Annotated in this window: 19 protein-coding genes and 2 tRNA genes; 9 read left to right on the top strand and 12 right to left on the bottom strand. The window is 44.0% G+C overall.

What is annotated here, in order from left to right:
* Positions 1-219: 219 nt before the first annotated feature.
* Both QH73_RS01960 and QH73_RS01955 read right to left on the bottom strand, forming a co-directional pair.
* Positions 220-777 (bottom strand): DUF11 domain-containing protein, encoded by a 558-nt coding sequence (locus tag QH73_RS01960; RefSeq protein ID WP_039717319.1) that lies wholly within the window; start codon positions 775-777, stop codon positions 220-222.
* 214 nt (positions 778-991) lie between these two features.
* Positions 992-3,697, bottom strand: a complete 2,706-nt coding sequence (locus QH73_RS01955; RefSeq protein WP_039715024.1) for a beta strand repeat-containing protein — start codon at positions 3,695-3,697, stop codon at positions 992-994.
* 756 nt (positions 3,698-4,453) lie between these two features.
* Between QH73_RS01955 and QH73_RS01950 the strand changes: the two genes are divergently transcribed.
* The 7 genes from QH73_RS01950 to QH73_RS01920 all read left to right on the top strand — a co-directional run bounded on the left by QH73_RS01950 (position 4,454) and on the right by QH73_RS01920 (position 15,060).
* A complete protein-coding gene (locus QH73_RS01950) occupies positions 4,454-5,278 on the top strand; it encodes a glycosyltransferase family 2 protein (RefSeq protein WP_039715023.1) in 825 nt (274 codons plus the stop codon).
* An 82-nt stretch (positions 5,279-5,360) separates the two neighbouring features.
* Positions 5,361-6,575 (top strand): glycosyltransferase family 4 protein, encoded by a 1,215-nt coding sequence (locus tag QH73_RS01945; protein WP_039715022.1) that lies wholly within the window; start codon positions 5,361-5,363, stop codon positions 6,573-6,575.
* A complete protein-coding gene (locus QH73_RS01940) occupies positions 6,572-8,095 on the top strand; it encodes an efflux RND transporter periplasmic adaptor subunit (RefSeq protein ID WP_039715021.1) in 1,524 nt (507 codons plus the stop codon). Before QH73_RS01945 ends, QH73_RS01940 begins: the two co-directional genes overlap by 4 nt.
* Positions 8,096-8,221: 126 nt before the next feature.
* A complete protein-coding gene (locus tag QH73_RS01935) occupies positions 8,222-9,679 on the top strand; it encodes a tetratricopeptide repeat protein (protein WP_039715020.1) in 1,458 nt (485 codons plus the stop codon).
* Complete coding sequence (locus tag QH73_RS01930) at positions 9,676-12,954, top strand: glycosyltransferase family 39 protein (protein ID WP_039715019.1); 3,279 nt, start codon at positions 9,676-9,678, stop codon at positions 12,952-12,954. The genes QH73_RS01935 and QH73_RS01930 overlap by 4 nt, the downstream gene beginning before the upstream one ends.
* A gap of 23 nt (positions 12,955-12,977) precedes the next feature.
* A complete protein-coding gene (locus tag QH73_RS01925; RefSeq protein ID WP_039715018.1) occupies positions 12,978-13,943 on the top strand; it encodes a lysylphosphatidylglycerol synthase transmembrane domain-containing protein in 966 nt (321 codons plus the stop codon).
* Between the two features lie 10 nt (positions 13,944-13,953).
* On the top strand, positions 13,954-15,060 hold the full coding sequence (locus QH73_RS01920) for a hypothetical protein (RefSeq protein WP_039715017.1): 1,107 nt from the start codon (positions 13,954-13,956) through the stop codon (positions 15,058-15,060).
* Positions 15,061-15,166: 106 nt separating this feature from the next.
* Here QH73_RS01920 and QH73_RS01915 read toward each other — a convergent pair whose 3' ends face one another.
* From QH73_RS01915 to QH73_RS01885, 7 genes are all read right to left on the bottom strand, one after another.
* A complete protein-coding gene (locus QH73_RS01915) occupies positions 15,167-16,693 on the bottom strand; it encodes a slipin family protein (RefSeq protein ID WP_039715016.1) in 1,527 nt (508 codons plus the stop codon).
* A 263-nt stretch (positions 16,694-16,956) separates the two neighbouring features.
* Complete coding sequence (locus QH73_RS01910; RefSeq protein ID WP_165587600.1) at positions 16,957-17,112, bottom strand: hypothetical protein; 156 nt, start codon at positions 17,110-17,112, stop codon at positions 16,957-16,959.
* A gap of 131 nt (positions 17,113-17,243) precedes the next feature.
* A tRNA-Ile gene (locus QH73_RS01905) sits at positions 17,244-17,317 on the bottom strand.
* 2 nt (positions 17,318-17,319) lie between these two features.
* Positions 17,320-17,391 (bottom strand) — tRNA-Tyr (locus QH73_RS01900).
* Positions 17,392-17,568: 177 nt separating this feature from the next.
* Complete coding sequence (locus QH73_RS01895) at positions 17,569-18,615, bottom strand: reverse transcriptase family protein (protein WP_039715015.1); 1,047 nt, start codon at positions 18,613-18,615, stop codon at positions 17,569-17,571.
* A gap of 93 nt (positions 18,616-18,708) precedes the next feature.
* Complete coding sequence (locus QH73_RS01890; RefSeq protein WP_039715014.1) at positions 18,709-18,999, bottom strand: type II toxin-antitoxin system RelE/ParE family toxin; 291 nt, start codon at positions 18,997-18,999, stop codon at positions 18,709-18,711.
* A complete protein-coding gene (locus tag QH73_RS01885) occupies positions 18,996-19,289 on the bottom strand; it encodes a hypothetical protein (protein ID WP_039715013.1) in 294 nt (97 codons plus the stop codon). The genes QH73_RS01890 and QH73_RS01885 overlap by 4 nt, the downstream gene beginning before the upstream one ends.
* A gap of 171 nt (positions 19,290-19,460) precedes the next feature.
* On the opposite strand from QH73_RS01885, the gene mtnC reads away from it, so the two are divergent.
* Complete coding sequence (mtnC, locus tag QH73_RS01880; protein ID WP_039715012.1) at positions 19,461-20,189, top strand: acireductone synthase; 729 nt, start codon at positions 19,461-19,463, stop codon at positions 20,187-20,189.
* Positions 20,190-20,192: 3 nt separating this feature from the next.
* Here the strand turns inward: mtnC and QH73_RS01875 are convergent, their stop codons facing one another.
* Together QH73_RS01875 and QH73_RS01870 are read right to left on the bottom strand one after the other, a co-directional pair.
* Entirely contained in the window at positions 20,193-21,158 is a 966-nt protein-coding gene (locus QH73_RS01875; RefSeq protein WP_039717318.1) for a DMT family transporter, read from the bottom strand.
* 57 nt (positions 21,159-21,215) lie between these two features.
* On the bottom strand, positions 21,216-22,241 hold the full coding sequence (locus QH73_RS01870) for a hypothetical protein (RefSeq protein ID WP_052289956.1): 1,026 nt from the start codon (positions 22,239-22,241) through the stop codon (positions 21,216-21,218).
* A gap of 273 nt (positions 22,242-22,514) precedes the next feature.
* Between QH73_RS01870 and QH73_RS01865 the strand changes: the two genes are divergently transcribed.
* On the top strand, positions 22,515-22,847 hold the full coding sequence (locus QH73_RS01865; RefSeq protein ID WP_132866481.1) for a hypothetical protein: 333 nt from the start codon (positions 22,515-22,517) through the stop codon (positions 22,845-22,847).
* Positions 22,848-22,891: 44 nt separating this feature from the next.
* On the opposite strand, the gene gnd is transcribed toward QH73_RS01865, so the two are convergent.
* On the bottom strand, positions 22,892-24,388 hold the full coding sequence (gene gnd / locus QH73_RS01860) for an NADP-dependent phosphogluconate dehydrogenase (RefSeq protein ID WP_039715010.1): 1,497 nt from the start codon (positions 24,386-24,388) through the stop codon (positions 22,892-22,894).
* Between the last annotated feature and the right edge of the window lie 42 nt (positions 24,389-24,430).

The raw sequence follows: 24,430 nt of genomic DNA, 5'->3' as shown, positions 1-24,430 counted from the left end.
TAACCTAGTAGAGTTTTAGATCCCCCCTGCCCCCCTTAAAAAGGGGGGTTCAATCTTTCACAGTCCCCCTTGTGAAGGGGGATTTAGGGGGATCGCTCTTTCACAGTCCCCCTTGTGAAGGGGGATTTAGGGGGATCGCTCTTTCACAGTCCCCCCTTGTGAAGGGGGATTTAGGGGGATCGATGCTCGTGTAAAAATTCCGAATTCCGAATTCCGAATTTATTTCACCTTGACTTGATAAGCCGCACCAAGCATTTTGGTAGAATCAACCGCTTGGGCAAATTTCCAGCGAATGTGAGTGTAGAGTTCTGCTGGTGCTGCCTCAGTTTTAACCTTACCATCAGCCAACTTGACTTTTACAATGGGTTTTGCTACGAAGCTTTTGCCATTATCGATGCTATAAGTAACCGCAACCCCAGGATGATTGACAGTGACAGAATTCAAAATATACGTCGTCTGTTTGGGAATCGGTTGAGTTAATACGAGATTTTTGACTGGGCGATCGCCACTGTTAGCACCACGCACGGTATAGCGAATCACGTCCCCTGGAAAAACTGTAACTTTTCCCCGCATTGCTTGCCAAGACACTTTTGGCTTGCCCTGAGCATCTTTCTGCATGACTTTCTTTTCTGCCATCAGATTTAACTGTACAGGGCGTTGAGATTGAATGTTTTGAACTGTTGCTTTTGGCTGTTGTTGGGCGCTAACGATGCGATCGCCTAAAGGTGCAGACAATAATACGGCAATAGCTAAGCCAAACATTGACAAATGTTTCATTGTGAGAGTCTCCTGATGATTCAAATCCATCAATTAATTTGCCCATTCAAGGCACGGCTCTAACAGAGAGATCGGAATATTGCAAAACACGTGAGGCTACAATTCGCGAAACTACACAGGCAAAACCAGACAAGCACGGATTCAAAAGCATTGAATTTCTTGAGTCCGTCTGCGCGGACTTTGACTGTGTAGCCGCGAATTCTATTCGCCTCAGCTATTTCACTAGCCGCTGGAACTTGAAATTACCTTGTGGTGTTCCTGCCGTACCATTCGGAGCTAAACTACCAATAAAGTTGACATAGCCGCTATTGATCTCGGCTTCAGGTACGCCAGAACCAGGATTGGCTGTATCGATCGTAGTATTGTAGAAGCTGACAGTTCCTTGTGTCGCAACTGCCTTCGTCAGAACGTGGGATGTAGTTGCAGCCCAGGTACCATTTCTGGGATTTGTTGTATCGCCAGTACCATCTTCAAAGATCCTGAAGTTGCTAGCACTCAATTGGACGCTACCGCTACCACCAGTAGAAGCAGGAGTTGAGATGTTTTCGTAAGAAATCCGATACTCGATCTTCCAACCTGGTTGGGGTCTTGCTGGATTCGTCGTAAATCCTTCTGGATCGGTAATCGGATTGTTATTTGCATCTACAGTAATCTGATTACCAGCATCATCCAAAATCCGCGCTTCTTTTGTCAGCTTCACGAAGCCCGTGTACGTTCTGACAATCTTCATGTTGAAGATACTTTCAGCTGTGGAAGCAGATGAACTCCGGTCAAATTCATTGTTACCACCTTCATCGACAAACGCCACGATCGCCACTGGGTAGGCAGCGTTTTGAGCAGCACCATCACCAAGATTCACTGTCACCGTGTAGTCAAGGCTGACTTGACCGTTGAGCGTAGTGAGTTTGACTACAGAAGAACCAGCCTGAAGGGTAAAGGTATTAGTTCCGCTATCCCATTCATATATGGCTGTTTGTCCACCAGACTCGATCTTGACGGTCGTACCATCTGGTAAGGTTGTGTTTGTACCGTAACCAGTATTGGGGTCTTGCTGGTTATCAGCCGTGCTATCTGCTACGTAATCTGCTTGTGCGGCGGGAATTGGCTTCAGAACTACGTTGTTAAGTCCAAGCGAGTTGGGGTTTCTTACTGTGCTGTTGAAGACCAGATCGCCAGTCTCGGCATCAGTAAGTGTATCGGCAGGATTTTTACCCACTGGCGGCGAAATTGCCTGGTTCACGTAGTCAGTCTGGGTAGAGCCTCCTGGACCTGTTGCCCCTGGAACTCCTCTCGGTCCAGTCAAAATGCTTCCAGGTGGGTCAATAGAAAATAGGTTAACCTCACCATCAGCACCCGTACCCTGGTTACTCTGAGTGTTGTTTGTAGTTTGGCTGCTGGGGTCACTGCCGTAAGTAGCAAGAGCTATACCATCATCATTAGTAGGATCGAAGCCACCTGCACCGTCAGCGTAAGGAGTCGTAGTACCCTCAAAGTTATTGGGGAATTGGTCGCCGGATTCATCATAGATAATCCGGTTAAGATCGCTATCTCCTTGGGTATGACCGAAGGATTGAGCAATATTCAGGATTTGACCACCAGCGAAGCCAGTAGCTGTCTTCACCTGGAACTGGAAGCCATTTGTATCGGTAAGTGTAGAAGATCCAGCAGTCATCGATCCAGTACGAACAATCCCAATTCGCTTCACTAAGCCTGCGTTAGCTGCGGTACGCGGAGTTGTAGACCATTGAGCATTGAGAGCGGTAGCATTAGGCGCAGTCGGATCGGTTTCGCTGTACACTACAACCCAACCGCCTGAAGGCGCTGTTGGTGTGAATGTTTCATCAAAGACTGTATTTGCAGGAATAACATCGGAAACGAGGATGACATTTCCAGTAGGAGCGCCTGCACCCGCAATGGAGTTAGCTAGAGCGGTTCCTTCCAAATTACCGACAGCAATAGAGGCATTATTAGGGTAAGAACCTTCAACGCGCAGGTCTAAGCGATAACGAATCTGGTCGTCATCGAGTACTGAAGTATTTGGAGTATATAAAGAGCGAGTCTTGAGTACGGTTGCTAGAGCGCGGGTAGTGACCTGCGTTCCTAAAGGAATCGATTGGAATGCTGCTGCTTCTCGTTCTCCATTCGCAGGACCTAAATTTCTAGGAGCTGGTTCGGATGTAATATCAGCAGTACGAACGTCATCATCCGTAGTAGCATCCACTACATATGGAATGTTCTGGCGATTCTGAGTTCCAGGGTCAGCGGTATTACCGAATTGCACGCTAATTGGATTAGTCGCCACGGTTTCTGTCACTGTGACAGGAACTCGTACTACTATCTCTTGGTTGACATCAATCGAGCCATCAAAAGCAGCATAACCCGCGCCTTGGATGGCAGCGATAAATGTAGCATTATCTGATTGAACGCCAGCATCAGGAACGGCAACTGGAGTTGTCAGCGTGTTTCCGTTAATTCTGACGATATAAACGCTATTGGCTCCAGCGGTGCTACCAATTTGACCACCGACAATACGACCTCCTGTATTCAGGATTGTCTTACCTGGAATGTAGATAGCAGTGGTATCGTTACCGACGTTAGTAATCGTGAAGTCGAAGTCTAAAATATCTCCATTGGAAACACTGCTACCGTTCCTGTCAACAGGTGTCGCTCCAGTAACGGCAATACCTGCAACCTCTGCTACCGTGATGATGACTTCGTTAGAAGTTGCATTGATTGTACCAGGATTACTAGGGTCTTCATATGTAGCAGTCGCTTTGTTTTTGATCTCCGTCCCCGCACCCGTGAGTGGTGCAGTCGGCACAGACTGTGCCAGAACAGGTACAGTCATATTAAAAGTGCCACCCATTAACAAGGTAGCTACGAGCAGTTGGCGATAAAGCCGTTTGGTTTGAGTGTTCATATTTCCACAAAGTTCAGATCTTCAATAACTAACCCGACAGTGGTTAGTCTCACACCGTTAGACAAATTACACAGTTAGACAAAACTCATAGCTGGGGTTTTCTCAGCAAGACCGTGGCAAAATTTGAGCTGAGAAGCCGCAGCAAAATAAAATTTTCTCGAAATCTCCTTTTTAGTAGTGCCAAATTTCAGTCTTGAGGTAGAGGTCAAATTTACTACAGATTTATCTTGCCCGAGATGGTTGTAAACTACCTGAAGACAAACACGGAATTTGTTGACAACACAGATACTTCGAGCGCGACTGAATTCTGCATAGATGAGTTTAATTTGTACCAAAAATTCAGTACAATTACCGATCGTTTTTCTGAAATGACGATAGAATCGTGCAATTTACACGCTTGACAAAAAAGAAGTCGCGATCTCTACCGAGATGTATGCAGACTACACTTATGTGTTTACACTGCGATCGAGAAATAAATGTGTTGAATTACGGCTTCTATCTAAAAGTAAATTTTTTTGTCAAAAACTTGTGCTTCAAAATCAACCTCGTTCTTAGTGGAAGTACATAAATTGGCATAAATTTGATGGCGATCGCTAGAGAATTTTTACTATTTTTTAAGGTTTTTTCAAACTAATCTTTCTCTTCACAAATTCTTTAACAAAAAACACAAAGATTCAAGTAATTCTACCGAACTAAATCAATACATTACGAAGCCATGATGATTTTTAACAAAACTTTTACATTCCTCGCCGCCGCATGTTACTCGCACCTCCATCCTTGAGTCACTCAGTCACGATCGTAATTCCTTGCTTGAATGAAGAAGGTAATTTGGAAAAACTTTTTCATACACTCGATCGCACTTTTCAAAATCTAGGCTTTACTCTACCAGTACTTTTAATTGATGACGGCAGCACAGACTGCACTCCGCAAATTCTGACACAGTTATGTTGCCAATATGCTTATTTAAAAACGATCCGGCATCCCCAAAAGCGGGGTGTTACCGGAGTATGGAAAACTGCGATCACCCACGTTGATACAGAATGGATATTCTGGGGACAAGCCGATCTAGAGTCCGATTTTCAAACTGACTTACCTTTATTATTAGAAGCTTGCGTACCAGGAGTTGATGGCGTTGCCGGATGGCGGCAGCAACGCGGCGACGGTAAAGTCATGGCTTCTAAATTTGCTAATCTTGCCTGTCGGATGTCCTTTGGTTTGAAAATTCATGACATGAATTGGATCAAACTCGTGCGCCGTGACATTCTCACCAAAGTTCCGTTTGATGTTGTTACCCACCGCTACCTTTTGGCAATCTTGGCAGGTTGGGGATATAACATTACAGAGGTTGCTACTCCTTGGCATCCACGCTTTTCTGGTCAGAGCAAATTTGGGCGCGGGCGGTTAGTGACATCTGCTATGAACTTTTCCCGCACTTGGTGGTGGTTCCATGTAGAAAATCGCTTGCTCTTACCATTCCAATACATTCCCGCCATGTTCAAAGCAGTTGACGTTGGGTTTCGTGCGGGTAAAGAAGCATTTGATATGCAAGTCAGCCGCGATCGTGTAGCGAGTAATTCTTAATTAGTTGATAGTTGACGGTTGACAGTTAACCGTCAACCGTCAACTATCAACCGTCAGCAAAACCCACCCCTTATCCCTGCTCATGAATCACATTCTCGTTATCAGTTCGGTATATCCTCAAAATGCAGAAGGCAATCACGGAGCCTTTGTGCGAGAAGCAATTTTACGCTGTCAATCTGCGGAAACCACATTCTCAGTTTTTGCCCCAGCCTATGAAGGTAGTAAAAGCTACATGCTAGATGGCGTGAAAGTTTATCGCTTTCGTTACTGTATCAAACGGTTTGAAAATCTCGTCCGCGATGGAGCGCCGACTAAGTTGCAAAAGCAGCCGCTTTATTTACTCGCTGCGGCTCTTTACATCCTTCTAGGGACGATTCAGTTATTTCTAGTATGTTGCAAAGAAAAACCCGCCCTACTTCACGTTCACTGGGCTTTTCCGCACGGATTGATGGCATTTCCCGCTAGTAAGATTTTGGGCATTCCAATGGTATTCAGTTTTCACGGAGCTGAACTTCTACTGGCAAACAAATTCCGCTTTGTCTCCTCAATTCTGCATTGGCTTACGCCTCATGCCAAAAGCGTCACTGCCAATTCTTCTTTCACGCTAGGATTGGTACGCAAAATTTATGCTGGTGCAGTCACCGTAATTCCTTACGGTTTAACAATTGAAGCAAAACCACCCAAACAACGCCCAGCAGGGGCAATTCCTCAATTACTTTTTGTCGGCAGACTGGACGAACGTAAAGGATTGCGATATCTGTTGGAAGCTTTGACACTGATTTTAAAACAACAGCCCGTGTGCTTAAGGGTGGTTGGTAAGGGAATCCTAGAAACAGAGATCAAATCTCAGTGTCATGCGTTGGGTTTAGATAAAGTGGTAGACTTCCTCGGATTTGTCAGTAAAGAAGAATTGGCAGATGCATATGCTTCCTGCGATATCTTTGTGCTGCCTGCCATTGTAGACAGCAAAGGCGATACCGAAGGTTTAGGAATCGTGATGATAGAAGCCTTAGCCCACGAAAAGCCTGTAATTGCTAGTGCAGTGGGTGGTATTGGCGATGTTATCCGTTCTGGAGTCACTGGTCTATTAGTACCAGAAAAAGACCCTGACGCATTGGCAGCAGCAATCTTGAAAGTGCTAGCTGACCCAAATCTGGCTCAACAGTTAGGACGGCAAGGCTTACAAGATGTTCAAGTCCGGTTTGGCTGGTCGCGGATCGTTCCTCTGTGGCAAGAGGTCTTTAGCTCCGCCTTGGATCATACCGCGCCGACGCTCTCTCAAACAGTAAAATTATGATTCGTTCTCATCCATTCTTGTCTCGTGCTGTGTTGACGACGCTAGTAGCAGCGCCATTGGGAATTATGGCAGTTCTAGCGATCGCCGTACTCGTACCAGCAACCAAAAATCCAGAGTCGAAAATCTACGCTTCTAGCATTGGTTATCCAGCACTGCAACGATTAACGGGTAAAGCGATCGCGGTTAAAACTATACCTGTAGCGCCAAAAACTTTAGAGGATAACGTAGCTGCACCTGGGGAGTCGGTAGCATTGCATAAGATCGACCTGCGCCCGCAGGTATCGGGACCAGTAGAACAGGTTTACATTGAGGAAGGGCAGTCAGTACAAAAAGGACAGCCATTGGTTCAGTTCCAGCAAGAACCTTACAAAAATGCTGTTGATGCTGCCCGTAACAATGCCGCTATTTCTGAAATGGCTTTGCTGAACTTACAAAAGTCAGCGCCCGTAAAATTAGCCAAGCTAAAAACCGATGTTGAACTTGCCAAACATCGATTAGCGATCGCCTCAACTAAAGTGCAAGATATGAATTCCTTAGTTGAGAAAGAACTCAAAGACCAAGTCGTTGACGGTCAGCATCGGCTGGCGATCGCCCAAAAGAAACTGCAACAAATGAATTCATTAGTCCAAGAAGGAGCTATTTCTAAATTTCAGCTCTACGATATTCAAGATAGTTATTTAGCGAGAAAGAAAGACCTGGATTCTACAAAACGGCAAACGATTAACGCTCAAATTCAGCTCTACGGTAGCCAAGACTTTTATACAACTTTGCAACAAAACTTGCTTGGCGCTCAGCAAGAACTAGCACATACGCAACAAGAGATTGATAACGAGCTGGGCAATGCGCGTCTGAAACTGCAAAATGACAAAATTGCATTACAAAATGCTCTGAAAAATTTACACAATACAGTGCTTTACGCACCGATGGATGGTTTAGTTAGTTGGGTCAATATCGATCGCGGTGAATTAGCAGGGGTACGTGCTAGCCGTCCATTAGTCAGTATATCTAAAGATTTTGCGATTAGGGCTTATATCGATCAAGCACAAATCAACGCGATTAAAGTGGGAGATCTGGCAACAGTACGTTTAATGTCTTATCCTGGTCGTACCTTCCAAGGGAAAGTGATTCGACTCAACCCAACTATTTTAACTAGTGGGGGCAAGCGTCCTAAAGGTGGGATCGATCGCCGTTATACATACTCCGTCTGGATTGCCGTTGACGATCTGCAAATGGCAGCAGGCTTGCAGGGATACGTCCAGTTTAATAAAGACAAAGCGAATTTAGCAATTCCAGAAAGTGCAGTTATTCATTTATCTGGTGGCGAAGGCATGGTAATGATTGCCGAGGCAGGACAAGCAGTTGTCAAACCAGTCAAGATGGGCAGAATCTTCGATAATCAACGAGAGATCCTCTCAGGTTTAGAGCCTGGGGAGCAGGTCGTACTTTCTCCCAGAGGAATAAATCCAGGCGATCGCCTAGAAGTCAAAAATCAAAAGTCAGAAGTCAAAAGTCAAAACTGAGGACAAGGGAGACAAGGGGACAAGGAAGACAAGGGGGACAGGGAGAACTTAGGGTAGATTCCAGCCACCAGCCACTAGCCACCAGCCACACCCTACTCACTACTCACTACTCACTACTCACTTCTTATGAATAATTTGCTCCATTACTTGAATACCATTTTCTCAATCTTGGCTGGTAGACTACCTGTGACTGAACCAGTAATAGATGGTCAATCTCAAGTCAAAAGGAAGGTTTGGTATAATTGGTTTGAGCGCACGAGGCTGACTTTTCTAGTTGCGTCTTTTGCTTTATTTCTGGGAGTAAAATCCCCTTGGTATAGTTTACCTGCCGCAGCTTTAAAGACATTTGACACGAATCTTGTTATCGCCAGTGCAGGTAGGGCGATCGCCTTATTGTTTGCGCTTTTAGCTGGGGCGATCGCACTCTGGTTTAGTCGCAGTTGCGCCGCTCGAATGCTGTTCTGGAGCGGCTTAGTTGCCGTGCTACTTTTTCCTTACTTTATTACTACCTGGTCGCCTACCGTAGCTTTTTTGAGTGCGGCTTATTACAAACAAGGGGTAGAAGCGACTCATCACGTTCAAAGAAATTTTCCGAAAATTCAGTCTCAGTGGAAACAGAATATAACATTAAGCCAACCCGATCCACTCAAATCAATCGCTTCTTTTTCTATTAAAGATAGTCGCTTTTTTCAAATGTCATCCTGGGATCTAATTTGGGTTGAGGGATTTGGTTATAGTAATAATTTTTTTGCTTACATTGGTCGCGGTTGGAGTGCCACTGTTGCTGGTTTAGTCATTGGTTTAATCGCATTTTATTTAGGATTAGCAGAGCGAAGTTTTAACGCTTTGATATCCGATATGGGTAAGTTTCTACCTTGGGCGGGAGTCGCGATCGCCTTACTAGTTGTCTCAATGCTTTTACCCAATTTCATCGATCGCCACATAGATACGCTATATGCTCAAGGTCAGTATCGTCCAGTGGTTACTCTTAGCAAGATTTTAAAAACTTGTTATCCTCCCTTGCAAGGCGACACGGAATTTCTGCGACGTGAGGCAGAAGCCGGATTTTATGCTAACCAGCTAGATTCAGATGCGATCGCATTTGTCAAGGGATTAGAAAGCTATCGACGCAAAGATTTCATCCGCGCTGAAGAGTATTTTCAAAATGCATTAGCAACGCAACCTCAAAACTTTTTAGTGAGGGAATATCTCACGACAAGTATCTTAAATCAAGGAGTGACTTATTTTAATGGTCCGAATAGCCCCACAAACCACCAGACGGGATTAGCAATAGAGCGTTTTGAACGGGCATTGCAGATTTTTCCGGCTCATATTGAAGCGCTTTATGACTTAATGTTGGCTAGAGCCGCTAATGGTGAATTCGATCGCTCGGCATCGGTGGCGCGACAAATTATCGAGACGCAAGAGTATCCCCAGCAAAGCAATTTGGCTTTACTGGGGCAAGCATATCTGCATAACTCTTGGGCGAGCTACCATGATGGCAAGATTGAAAAAGCCTGGGAGCAGTATCGCCAATCTATTGACAACAAAGCTTGGAAGGATTCTGGCGAGGCTCAAGAATGAATCGTTTAAACCGTTGGCTATCGCTCGGATTAGTTATAATCTTGGGCTTTTTGTTGGGCATATCGGGATTTTCTGTTTGGGATAAAAGCCCTGCTGCTGCCGATCGCGTTGCTTGGTCTGCTCAAACACAGTGGATTGCGCCCCAAGCGCCAACTTACCGTTTTTATGCGCGTCGGTCTTTTTTCCTGAATGACGTTCCCGAAGCAGCCTGGTTGCGGTTGAGTGCCGACAACGATTTCATTCTTTATGTTAACGGACGGGCGATCGCTAGAGACAGAAATATTCTCTATCATTCTCTGGGCTTAGGAAGTCGATTCTCTGAGGATTTTCAAAGGGCGAATGATAGCGTTGCTTACCGTTCGCGGGGCTACGATTGGATTCAGCTTGCCAATGCTAAAGATTGGAAATTAACGACCTATGTTGACTTGACTCGCCACCTCCAAGCTGGGAGAAATACGATCGCAATCGAGGTACAGAAAAGTCGGCAAAATCCGCGTGTCGTAGTTGAGGGCGCTGTATATCCATTATCTACATCACCCGCGATCGATCTGGCGACAGGCACAACACCTTGGCTAGTCTCAAATCTCAACGAAGCCCACAATGGTTTGCTTTGGTTCGATCGCGATTTTCCTGATGAAAGTTGGTCTTCAGCTAGGACAATTGGTTCAGTGCGAGAAGGAACTTATAATCGCCTCAGCCCAAGACTGTTCGATCGCTTCCTAGAAGGCAATTGGATTACCGGAATTGAAAGTTCCCAAGGAGAAGTGTGGCTCAGAAGTGATTGGCAGATACCGCAACATCAGTTTTCCCGTGCCTTCATTCGGTTTGCGGGAGATGGGAAGTATGCTTTGCTGATTAACGGTTTATTGGTTAACCGCTACGAAGCCGATCGTAATAACGATTTACATATGTATGAGGTGACAAATTTTCTCCACCCTGGTAACAATACACTGGCTGTACATTTAACCCGACCCATACATCAACTTGGTGCGGCAGCTCCCTTCAATCCACTGGGATTTTTCTTGGATGGCTGGGCAGAAACTAAGTCGCACGCAGTTATTGCACCTATTGCCACGAATAACACTTGGAAGACTCTGGAACAGCCTGTATCTGGCTGGTACAAAGGTGAGGGTGAAGGACAAGCAGCACGGGTTTTAGGTTCGCCAGACGTACAAAAGTTGGAACGCACGTTTGAGGGCGATGCTTATCTGCTCAATTATCCCGATTATCTCTGGCACTTTTGGCTATGGCAATTAGCAGGTGTAGGTTGTGCTGTAGTTAGCGCCTGGAGCCTCGGTAGGTTTTGGCTGGACGATCGCCATAGCTGGTGGAATAGCTTAGGCGCTGGGGCAGAGCTATTATTACCTGGAACGCTGTTTCTCATTGGGATTGGTTTACTCAAACACCGCTATGCAGAAGCAGAACGGGGACTGCTGTTTTTTCAACAACAGAGCGATTCACTCATCTTGCTAGGGTTTTTAGTCGTCGTTTTGCTGACACTGTTATGGAGTTGGCGGGAAAGAAAACTAGCTTGCCTAGGCTTGTGGTTGCCTATGGGGTTAACTGCTTTTGTCAGCTTGAGTTTAGTTGGTAGCGTTGGGGTATCCCCAGCGAGTATGTGCTTAATTTTGTTTGGGTTTGGGGCGATCGCCTTGTTTATCTTACTTCCCAGCCGCACGCGACACGACTTCATCCATCGATTAGCAACAGCTTATCAAGCCTATTCTCCTATATGGAATCAATGGTTGATCCTGGGTGCGATCGTCGCGATCGGTTTTATTGTGAGAACCTATAACCTTGGTTTCGTAGACCTCGATGCGGATGAAAATACTTCTCTAGATGCAACTAGGGGAATTCTGCGTACAGGTGCGCCTCAAGCAACATCTGGTATTTGGTATACCCGCTCTCCAGCCTATCACTACATGCTGGCGCTGTGGCTGCGGCTTTTCGGGGACTCAGTTGTGAATGCTCGGTTTTTATCGGTACTTTGGGGTACAGCCACCTTAGTTTTAGTCTTTATCCTCACCCGCAAAATTACTGGAAAAGCTTGGCTGGCTCTCATCGTCACGGCAATCTTAGCCTTCGATCCTTCGCAAGTCTATTTTTCGCGCTTTATTCGGTTTTACCAAGTCGTTCAATGTCTGAGCATCTTAAGTTTCTGGCTGTTTCTCAAAGGATTTGTCGAGCGCAGTGGTAGAGCTTATCAATATGGATTCTTCATTGCTCTGACACTAACAATTTTAAATCAAGAGGTAACTGTAACTTTATTACCTTGCTTTTTCGTAGGATTTATATTTTTCTATCGACCTTTTCGCTGGGCGGATGATTGGCAAATTGTCGTAAGTAGTATCGTTTCGATGGGAATTATTGCTTACGACCTGGTTTTCTTTTCAATTCGCTGCTTGACTCCTTGGGTAGCACTTTCCGACAGTACAGATGCTTATCTCAAAGTTCATTTCTTTAGCATTTCAGGACTGGCAAACAATTTTTTTGTGGGTCCCAGTCGAATGCATATTATTTACAGTTTCTTCTTTTTCTTAGGTTGGATCTACTTCCTCAAACGGCGAGATGGTAAAACATTATTCTTGTTTAACAGCGTATCGATCAACCTGATCCTACTAACCATTTTGATTTATCAAATTGCCACAAGGTATACCTATCAAATTTATCCAATATTTATTTTGCTTGCTGTTTATAGTGCTGCTTGTATTGCCGAAAGTTTAGCCAGCAAGTTTGAGGTATTTACGAGGAATTCGTTACCGACTAGAGGGATTGCGATCGCTAGTATTGTCTTACTTTTAATCCTGAACGTAGAACCAAATCGAGTTTTAGCTAGCTATCAAGATGCACTCACTCGGCGTAACAATGAAGCATTTGCATATATTAGCAGTCATAGACAACCAGGCGATGTTGTCATCTCGACTTCTCCGGCTGCTGCTTCAACTGGTTTAGGTGGTCTAGATTACTTCATTCCAGGCAACATACGTTTCGATGTTTTCTATTGGAATAACGGTCGGGTAATCGATCGCTGGGGTGGTGGCAAATTAATTAGTAATTTAGATCAAATGAGTCATGTTTTAGAAAATTCTAAGCGCGTCTGGCTGCATGTAGATAACCACACAGAAGGCAGATTTGAACCTGTATTTCGCGACTACATAGAAACCCTTGGTCAACCAATTATGGAAACATTTGGAGCGCGGGTACGGCTCTGGAAACCAGAAGATGGAGTATTTCCACACGTACCGTATCAAGGCGGAGATTTAGGAGCTTATTAATTATTATTGTTTGAGGTAACTAAGTGAAGATAAAACCAATATTTCTAATCAAAGTCACTGTTAGCGCAGGAGTACTATCTTTAGTATTAACTCGGATGGACTTTTATCAAGTCTGGGTACAATTTCAGTACCTATCTCCATCTTTTATTATCTTTGCTTTGCTATTCTACACGGGCTGTCAATTATTAAGTTGTTGGCGTTGGCAAGTTGTTTTATGGTCTAGCGGACATTCTGCACCCATGAGCAATTTACTCGGCAGTTATTTTGCTGGAATGTTTTTAAATATTTTCCTACCAGGCGCACTCGGCGGAGATGTCTATCGAGTTTATCGAGTCGCGCAATCGACTAAAGATTCAGAGGTAGCACTTGTATCTGTTTTTCTAGAAAGATTTACCGGACTCGCTGCTCTTTCTGGATTAGCAGTCGTCGGTTTAGTTCCTGCTTTTAAATTGATTGGACGCTGGGATATTCTGCTCTTATTTGCAGCTTGTGTTGGTTCGCTAGTCGGAGCAGTTTTACTGATAGCAAGTCCAAAGTTATTAATTTGGGCAGAGCCTTGGCTGATTAAATTTCGTTTAAGTAACGTAGCGGCTCGGTTTGCAAAAATTCAAATTCTCTTACGCACATTTGCCCAACATCGCCAAGCTTTATTGTTATCAATGGGGCTGTCACTATTACTACAGTTAGCTATAGTTTACTATCATTACTTAGTTGCCCATCAGTTAAAAATTCCAATTTCTTATTTGGAACTCTTAGTTTTTATTCCAATTATTGTAGTAGTGACTTTACTACCCATATCTCTAGGTGGGATTGGACTGAAAGAAGGATTATGGGCTTATTTATTTAGTCGGATTGGTCTTTCAGTAGAACAAGCTTTATTACTTTCTCTCACAATCACAGTCTTGGGTTGGATGTTAAGTTTACCTGGAGCAGTTGTTTTACTGTTGGATTCTACAGGCTTTCAGCAAGTTAGACAAGGCAATAAGTAGGGAGTAGGAAGTGAAAGTACGCAGTTTATTAATGGCGACTCTATTACTATTCTCAGCACCAATCGGAAAAAATGCGATCGCCTCTCCATTAATTGTTGCAGATACACGCGATCGCATATCTCAATTTGATGTTGCTAAACGCCCGATTTCAACTTCCCTGACTCAAACAAACAAAAAACGTACAGATTTTAGCTACGAGTCATCCAATCTCATTAGCAATTATCTCTATCGTCGCCTTTCTAAGTCATATAATGCAATATCACCGAATGGCGCGCATAGTGCCAACATCGACTGGGAACGCCACCGGACAAATAAATGGTATATTGAAGCGCAACGCTATGGCGAAGGATTAACGATCGGTGGGTTAGTCAGCAACGATCCTAAAGCTATCCAAGCGGGATTCAAAATGTTTGACTGGGGATTCAAACAACAAGCTGCGGACGGCAGTTTTAAGGGAACAGGCGATCCTTTCCACAGTACTTCGTTCTTCGTACAAGCAGTTTCTCACACTCTCCTAGTCATTCAGCAATCTCCCCATGCCAACAAGTATGCAGCACAAGTATCGCGTTACAAGCCTTTGGTTAGACGTGCTGCCCGTTGGATGATTTCTCAAAATGTCTGGAAACAGGGAATGAAGCGGAACCAACCTTATACTCATCGCCGATATGCAGTTGCAGTAGCCTTGGGGTTGACAAGTAAATTAACTGGGGATGCAGAGTTGATGAAATATGCCCGTCAGTCACTCCAAGAAGGCTTAGCTTTACAGCGTCCAAATGGCGTTAATCCAGAAAAAGGCGGGCATGACAGTAGTTATCAAATGGTTGGTGTAGTATATGCTCAGCGGTGGGTAACTTACTTTCCAGACGATCCCCTCACGCCAAAAGTCAAAACAGCGATTGAGAAAGCTTTGGCATGGCAGCAAACTAGAGTTTTAGCTTCAGGAGAAATTAGTACGAAGGGCAATACTCGGACTGCGGGGCAGGAAACCGGACGGACTGGTAAGGTAAAAGCAGTTGACTACAATATGGCAATTCGCGGGTTTGCTTATTGGGCGGCTGTGACGCAAAATTCTAAATGGGGTGCGATCGCCCAAAAAATTGCTAAATTTTATTATTAATTCTGGCGATCGATTATCGATCGAGTGGGGGCGGGTTTATGGAGTTCCTCGTATGTGTGTGGAGATGTTTGGTGAACCCGCCCCTACAATACCCACAACAATATGGCTATTGCCGATTAATCTGAATTAATTCGGTCAAAATACTATCTAAACTACCATTAACTTGAATGCGATCGATCTTTTCAGCGATTCGTTCTAATACCTCCAATTCTTTCAAGCGTAAAGCAACAGGATTATCTTCCATCACTTTTGCAGTATTTAACATGCTGCGGGTAGCTGCGGTTTCTTCTCTACGTCTAACTACGTTTGCTTGAGCAGCTTTTTCTGCTTCTACAACTTTACTCAAAATTGTCTTAATCTCGCCAGGTAAAATTATATCTTTCACCCCGACAGAATCAACTTCAATTCCATAGTCTACGGTTTTGCTGCGAATGTATTCAGCAACACTGCGATCGATCGCACCTTTATTTTCTAATAGTGCATCCAAAGTTTGTTCACCAACTGCTGCACGTAAAGCAAACTGTAATTCTTTGTACAAGAAACTAGAAATATCTGACAAGCCATTTTTTGCTCTCAGTGGATCTTGGATGCGAAAACCAGCAGTTAAATTCAAGCGTAAAGGAACTTTATCCTTCGACAGAATATCTTGACCAGATACCTCGATATTTTGCAAACGCATGTCAATCACTTCAGTTTGAAACGAGCGTCCATATAACCACCAAGCATGAATTCCTGGCTCTAATAACGCTTGAAATTCTTGATTTATATATAATAAACCAACATGTTGCGCGGGTACTTCGCGAACGTGCAAACTATTGTGACTCAGTAATAAAACGTCTTTAGACCCTGCTAGCAATTCTGCTACTAAATTAGGTGATAATTTGGCATCGTTACTAATATCAATAATTTCCACTTCTACACCTTGCCAAAACAACTTGCGGCTTGTGGGTGACAAAATAGCAACAACTTTACCCAAATACCGCACAATTGCTACTTGTCGATCTTGTAATTGTACGATTTCACAGTAAGCTGAGACAAACTCAGGATGTTTTTCAATTAATACGTCTTCTAGGGGAAAGTCTGGGTTAGGTACGATTCGGCTGAGAGTTCTGACTGCAACATCCCGATTTACAGTCCAAAAAGCATATTCCCCTTGTTCGAGAGGTCGAACAAAGTTATTTTGAACGTATAGCAAGCCAATTTCGTATTCTGAAATTTGGAATTTTTTTAATCCGTTTAAGGCTATGCTGCGTATTTGTTGGACAAATTCGGCGGGGAGTTCTAAACTTTCTTCTAAATTGAAAATATGAGATTCTACCTCAATAAATCCACGCCAAAAAGCACGTAGTTGATTTGGCGCGACGCTTATCCAATTTTGACCGCAGCGTACTAAAGCAGCTTGGTTAAATGCTGTTCTGATAATTAATAGATGCTCTTGTAACTCGGCTTCGTGAGTTCTGAGTAACAATTCTAAGTTTTCTATTTTGGTTTCTGGTTGGTTCAAGTCATAAGTTTTGACTTGCCAATGGCGACCAAAATAAGTATAAGTCCCTGGCTGCAAAATCTTTTTAAAATCGCTGCGGTGATATAAAATTCCGATTTCGTTAGGTTTGATGTAAAAGGTTTTCCACATAGAAATTTGAATAGATAATTTGGGCAACTGTACCCGTCGGAGAAGATTAGATAAGAACATTCGTCTTTTTGGCAGCTTTAGCTACTAACCAGGAGCTTACACCCCTTGGCAGAATACCCTCAGTATACTACATGTAATACAAAAATATTTTTTACTCTGCCAATACAGGGTTTAACAGTCTCGGTGCGGGCAAAAGATTCTCTAAAACTGGATTAAGATTGCTGTAACCTTGCCAGAACTACCCGAAGGTAATTCAACCAAAGTCAACAACGCTCAAATACGCCGTTCGGTTTGCCAGTTCCAGAGTCTCCGTAGAGAAACGGATTGGGAAAACGAAGGGACATACTCAAGTTAGAGAGAATTACATTTGCGCTGGCTCCTTGACTGCAATAAAACACCTGCATGACAGAGTAATTCACGAACTCAACTGATTTAGTACCAGGCAAAACCCACTACTAAGTGCTGATTGGGAAAAACCCACTGCTAACTGCTTCTTGCGAAGCCGCCTTGTCCCTAACAAGGTGTCCGTACCCAGGACGAGGGGATTTTGGAGAAAGTACAGGAATCGAACCTGCTACCAATCGGCGATACACCGATTGCTCTAACCAAATGAGCTAACTTTCGGGGGTTTGATACAGGATTTGAACCTGCGACATCCCGCATACAGCAGGCGCTCTTACCAACTGAGCTAATCAAACAGTGAAATAGCTAAAGTACTTTGCGGTATACGCTTATACTATGAGTCAGCGTACCAGTCGGGTATGCAGAACCCGTACTACAGCTTTGTAACTTTACGACTACCTCGGTATAAATTTAACACAATAACTGCGAGTAGCAAGCGAGAAATTACCCAAATCGTATATTTTATTAACAACTTAGGAGCGATCGCATTTCTGTTTAATCCGTTCTACTGACGCTAGAAATTCTGCACCTTTACTGGGGTTAACCATTGCTACATAGTTGGCAAATCCAGTAATTGCGGCAATTAAATTATTTGAATTACCCCATTTTTTGCCCGACAAACCTTCTTGTTCGATTTGATATAAAGTGGCTCGAAAAGCTTTCAGCGTTTTTCTAGATAAATTTAATTGTTGATTGACAATAATACCTGTTATTTCTTGTTGTACGGATTTACTCAAAACTTTTATTTTATCAGGATTAACTGTAAAGCCTTCTTCAGTAATGATTAACTTGCTTCCATGAATTAAATTATTCACTTGACGTGATGTTTTCTCAAAACTAGAAAAAGTTAAATCGTCGGCGTACCGTGTATAGCAAAATCCAAAATTATGAGCAAGTTTAGTTAAATGCGTATCGAGGCGATCGCACACAAGATTTGAAATAGCAGGACTAGTTGGCGAACCTTGAGGTAAGTGACGTTTTTCTATATCGTTACAGCTATTTTTTCCATTGATATCTATTTTTGTGACAGTGCAAATTAAACTAAAGATTGTTGCCGCTGTTTCAGAATAACCAAAACTGCAAAATAATTCTTTAACACGCTTATATAAAATTGACTGAAAAAAGTTTTGTAGATCTAGCTTGACTATTACATCTTTACCTACATGAGGACTAGCATTAGTAACAATAGAGCGATCGCGACAAAAGCCATGTGCTGCATCATGAATTTCTATTTTTTCTAGAATCTGCTTTAAAATCCATCTTTGAGCAGCTTTCAATTCAGGTGTTGGTGCAGAAATCGTTCTTGCTTCACCTGTTTTTTTGAAAATTTGGAAGCGGGAATAAAGTGAATTAGAAGATAGGTTGCGATCGCCAGCCAAAAAACGCAGTTTTTCGACGCTAATTCTCATCGCCATTGCTATTTCTTCATCGGTGTTACATTCAGGAAATCCTTTTTTTCGTAACTGCTCGATACTACCTTCAATTAAGCGTGGAATAGTGGCTTGATGTTTAACAACCATACTTTTCTCTGGCTGGTATTCGCACTCCTATAGTAAGTTACTGATTCAATTAATGTAGAAGGCGCTGCTCGCTCTACTAATGCGATCGCCGAATTACGAAAACTGGCTGTCAATATCTCTAGATTGGTGCAAGACTCTAACAATTTCGATGCCATCCGCAATTTTAGTATAAAAAACGATGTAGGGCTGAACGGGAAAGCTCCGAAGTCCAGGGAGTAAATTGTTACGCTGTTTACCCATATTGGAAAATTGAGACAACATAGGAAATCGGTCTAATATTTGGGCAATCTGTTTGTCCGCTAGAAGTTCATCCTGTTGTGCTAGATAAGCCCAGATATCTTCCAAGTCTTGTTCTGCCTGTTGTGAAAGACGGAAGCGATTCACTGAGCTGGCTCCTGCCCAAGTCTTTGCTTACCACGTCTCTTGATATTTTCAAATAGGTTGGGTAGTGAGGAATCATTATACTCGGTGTAGTCGCCGTTTTTGAGTTGTTCCACACCCAAAGTAATATCTCGTTGTAAAGCTTCTTTTTTATGTTGATGCTCCTCATCAGACAACGGTGAATGTTGAATTTTTTGCGCTAGAAGTTGGCGCTCCTCGTCGGTGAGGGAAAGGATAATTTGAGCCAGAGAGTCAATGAGTTTGATGTTGATCGATGCAGCAGGTTGACTCATAGAGGAGTATTGCAACAGGTATTCTCATTGTAACGAAAAGGGTGTGTCAGCAAATATAGCAGGGAGTAGCTAAAAAAGCTTGAGTTTCATGAATTAGGTAGGACTGCCATATCTCTATTCCATGTATGTATACTGGATCGCGTTGATGCATATAACGAGTCTTGCGTAACTATGCCCGATCGCTATTCTGCTCGTGCAGATATTATCTTACTTGACATTGAAGGCACTACGACACCGATTGATTACGTTTTCGGCGTGTTGTTTCCCTTTGCTCAAAAGCAGGTAGAATCATTTCTACAAACTCACGATCGCGACAGCGGAGTACAAGCAGATCTAAAACGATTGCAGCAAGAGTACGCAGCCGATGTTACTCAGGGGTTGACTGTACCTGCATGGGTAGATGACTCGGCAACCGCCGCCATACCATACATTCATTACCTAATTGCAAGCGATCGCAAATCTACTGGACTCAAATCGTTACAAGGGAAAATTTGGGAAAGCGGTTATCGAGATGGAACTCTGCGATCGCAACTTTTTCCTGATGTTAAACTTGCATTTGAACGTTGGACTCGCGAAGGTAAACGATTATATATCTTTTCGTCAGGTAGCGTTCAAGCACAAAAATTGCTATTTCAATATTCTGAAGCAGGCGATTTAACTCAGTATTTGAGCGGTTATTTCGATACTGAAACTGGCTCAAAAAAAGAAGCAGAAAGTTATCGCAAAATTGCCCAGGCAATCGGTATATTACCAAGGCAAATTCTCTTTATTTCAGATGTAACAGCAGAACTAAAAGCTGCTGATGTGGCGGGAATGCAAACGCTCTTTTCTCTGCGATTGGGCAATCGAACATTAGATTCAGAAGGGTTTTCGGTTATTGACAGTTTTGATAATGTTTGAGCTTCAATTAGGGTGATGCGATCGCTTAATTACAGCTCGTTCTCCACTCAGTAAAGCAATACCTAAAGTAACAATCCCAATACCTAAAATCTGAATTGCATTTAAGGTTTCGTGAATTACGATCCAAGCAACTAATGCCGTCAATGCCGGACTACTAGAGCCAATTATCGAGGCTGCTGTTGCGCCAATCGCGCGAATACCAATATTATTCAAAATGTGTCCGAGAAAACTTACTAATCCTGAAAATATCCCGCCAATCCATAGAGGTGTCCAGGCAAGATTGTTATAGGGAAGTTGCCAGAATAGCAAGCTCACGCCAGAAAGCAGTAGTGTGGTAGCAAAACTAATCCAAGTGAAGGGAATTGGATGCAGTTTTTCAAAACATTTTTGAGCAATTACCGTATAAAGAGCATATACGACTCCAGAGCCGACGCTGGCAAGAATACCGATCGCAATTGCATAATTATTCTGAGTCGGTGTAGATTGAGGAATGGTCAAGGCGCTACCTACTAAAATGATGCCCATGACGATCCAGCGAAACAACGTCGGGCGATCGCCAAAAAACTGCCAAGCTAGTAGTGCCGTAAATATGGGATAGGTGAAAAATAGCGTCATGGCGATGCCAGTTGGAATCAAACCAATGGCAACGTAGAGCGTAGCAACATAGACAAACATCAATACTCCACAGCCAAATGCCTGCACCAAAACATCGCGGCGATCGCGGTTAAATAAGTTTATACATTCTTTCCATGCAGACGGGTACAACTTGGGTGCGAGAAATGCCATGAGTGGAACCACCAGCAGCATTCGCATGAACATCAGTAAGAACGAGTTAGGCAAATCGGGTTTGACGTATCCACCCAAGAGAAATAAACCGAGAACGAGATGCTCTGCAAATAGAACTCGAACGGTGATGTTATGGAACGATAAGACAAAGGAAGATAGGAGAACTATCAGAATGCCCAGCACAGTCAAAAAGTCGATCGACTCCCCAATCTTACTGCTGAATTTACAAAACTAGCAGGGTTAGCGATCGCTCTGAGGATTTTCTACCGATAACTGTGGCGTAGGTGTAATATTTACAACTTGGTGTGTCGTAGCATTCCAGTCAACTATTTTAGAAATCCGCTTGCCCAACTGCAAACCCATCTGTTGCCCTGGAGAACCAAGTATTATCTTGCCAACAGCCCCACCTACCGTTGCTGTGGCAGTTTCACCCACAAACTTTTGAGTTGTATTAACCAACCATTGCTGAGTCGTTGCTGGCGATTTCTGGAGAGTTGCAGAACTTGCCGTGTCTTCTCCTAGCTGAGCGCCAATAGCACCACCGACAATTGAACCAAAAATTGCTCCCGTTGGTCCTAAAACCACCTTCCCCGCAACTGCGCCAAAAATTTGTCCGGTAGTTTCGCCAATTTTTTCGCTGGTTCTCTTTTGCAGAGTTTGGGCAATTTGCTCTGCTGTTAGTTTAGTTCCTTGAGTATCAGCTAACCAAACAAACTGGTCAACCTGTTGCACGGTTTCAGCGCCAATTTGAGCGCCAATAATGCTACCCACAAAAACACCAATCTGACCGCCTAAAATAGCGCCTGCGGGTCCCATGAAGATTGCTCCCGCTGTAGCACCGACAGCGCCGCCAAACATATCTCCTACCGCTCCACCAACCAAGGCTGCACCGAATGTTCTCAATTGTATTTGAGCTGGGTCGGGCTGGCGATCGAAATTAATACTATTTGATGTATTTGTATCTAAATCGATTTGTAGACTGCTTACCTGCGCGATCGCTGCTAGTAACTCCACAGGTGGAATAGCAGCACCAGGAAACTGACTTACCTCATAAGTAATAGTCAAACATCCTACTGTAGTATTGACTCTGACACTTTCAACACATGTCAAAGACATAATTTGTTGCTCCAATTGAGCATAAGCTATGTCTTCAATTGGTTGAAGCAAGCGCACCCGCAACCGTCCCGCTACTGCATGGGCGATCGCACCCCTGACTTTAATAACAGTAATTTCTTCAGTCGCATCTAACTCAGCAGCAAGGGACATACATTATATCTTCCCTAAGATAGATTTTATCTATTGTATATTTGGTCGAGCGTTGTTGGTTGACAGTTGACGGTTGACGGTAAACGCGCTCGCTACACGGATGTGTTGACGCTTGACGGTCGATCGCGAGTGGTTGGTGGCTGGTGATTAGTGACTAGACTCTTTTCTAGCCACCAGCCACTAACCACTGATAACTGATAACTGATAACTGATAAACTGAGAGTATAAATTGAATCGCGTTCTCATCCTCGCTGGTTTTCGAGGTGAGTGGCAATGAAAGCTGAAATTCTCGCACTGACTGCATTACTGACAATCTGCACCGCAGCACCCGCTAAAGCCGAAACTGACGTAGATTTTGGCGTAACGATCGGCGATCGCGCTGGAATTATTGTCGTTCCCTCTGGATGGCGCGACCGCGACTATCATCGACGCTACAGACGCGATTGGCATCGCCGTTCGCGCTATCGACTTTATCGTCCTGATTGGTATGGGTACGATCGCTTTTACGATCCATACAGATATGGTCGAAGAAACCATCGCCGCTACAAGCACGGACGATATTACTATCCACGTCGTAATTCCGTGCAAATCAGGATTGGTTTTTAAGTAAATACTTGTAGGGTGCGTTGATAACGCACCCTTTATCTTTCCTAACGGCTGCCTGTTGGTTGAGGTGTAGTTGGTTGATCCGCTTGTAGCGGTTCTGGGGTAGAAGTTTGTACCGATTCCTCGGAGAACTTCGTCCACTCAGTATGGAAGAAGCCTTCTTTGTCAGTACGTTCGTAAGTGTGAGCGCCGAAATAGTCGCGTTGAGCTTGCGTCAGGTTTTGGGGCAAGCGATCGCGTCGATAGCTGTCAAAATAATCTAACGACGCACTAAACGCAGGTACGGGAATGCCGAGTTTCGCCGCCGCTGCTAAAACTTCCCGCCATGCATCTTGGCGATCGAGGATTGTTTGTTTAAACTCTGGAGCCAATAGCAAGTTGGGTAAGTTCGGATTTTCAATGAAAGCACTCTGAATCTTACCTAAAAATCCAGCGCGAATAATACAGCCACCTTTCCAAATTCGCGCCATTTCGCTCAAATTCAGGTCGTAAGCATACTCTTTGGAAGCTGTTGCCAACAGTGCCATTCCTTGAGCGTAAGAGCAGATTTTAGAACAATACAATGCATCGCGCACCATATTGACGAATGCCTTCGCATCACCCTGATACGTTCCTGTAGGACCAGGTAGCATTTGGGATGCAGCTACCCGTTCTTGCTTGTACGAGGACATAATGCGCGCGTTTACCGCTGCCGTAATTGTAGGAATACACACCCCAAACTCCAAAGCACTTTGCACCGTCCAGCGCCCTGTACCTTTTTGTCCGGCAGAATCGAGAATCATATCGACCAAGTGATTCTTAGTGTCGGGGTCGATATAGCGGAAAATATCTGCGGTAATCTCAATCAGGTAGGAATTGAGTTCGTCAGTAGTATTCCACTCGGTAAAAATTTCGTGCAGTTGCCGATTATCCAAGCCCAAACCATCTTTGAGAAGGCTATAGGCTTCGGCAATCAACTGCATATCGCCGTACTCAATACCATTGTGAACCATTTTGACGTAGTGACCCGCGCCCCCAGGACCGATATAAGTCACACAGGGACCATCTTCTACTTGAGCGGCAATTTTATTAAAAATCGGTGACAAATATTCGTAGGAACTTTTCGTTCCCCCAGGCATTAAGCTAGGACCATTCAATGCCCCTTCTTCGCCACCGCTTACACCCATACCGATGAAGCGGAAGCCTTCCGGTTCTAATTCGCGGGTGCGTCGTGCCGTATCCTCATATAGCGAGTTACCGCCATCAATGATAATGTCGCCTTCATCCAACAAGGGTTTGAGCTGCTGAATTACGGCATCCACTGGCGCACCAGCTTTGACCATGATCAAAATCTTGCGGGGGCGTTCTAGGGCATTGACAAATTCTTCTAAGGAGTAGGTAGCGACGGCGTTTTTGCCCTGCGCCCGTTCCGCCATGAATGCATCGGTTTTTTCGGGAGTACGATTGTAAACTGCGATGGGAAAACCATTACGCTCGACATTTAGGGCAAGGTTTTCACCCATCACCGCTAGTCCAATCACACCAAAGCTTTGCTGTGCCATAAGATTCTACGCTAAGCTCTGCACTTTCCAAGGAGAGTTCCC

This window comes from Scytonema millei VB511283, assembly GCF_000817735.3.
GTDB lineage: Bacteria > Cyanobacteriota > Cyanobacteriia > Cyanobacteriales > Chroococcidiopsidaceae > Chroococcidiopsis > Chroococcidiopsis millei_B.
This window is presented reverse-complemented; position numbering and strand designations above follow the sequence as displayed.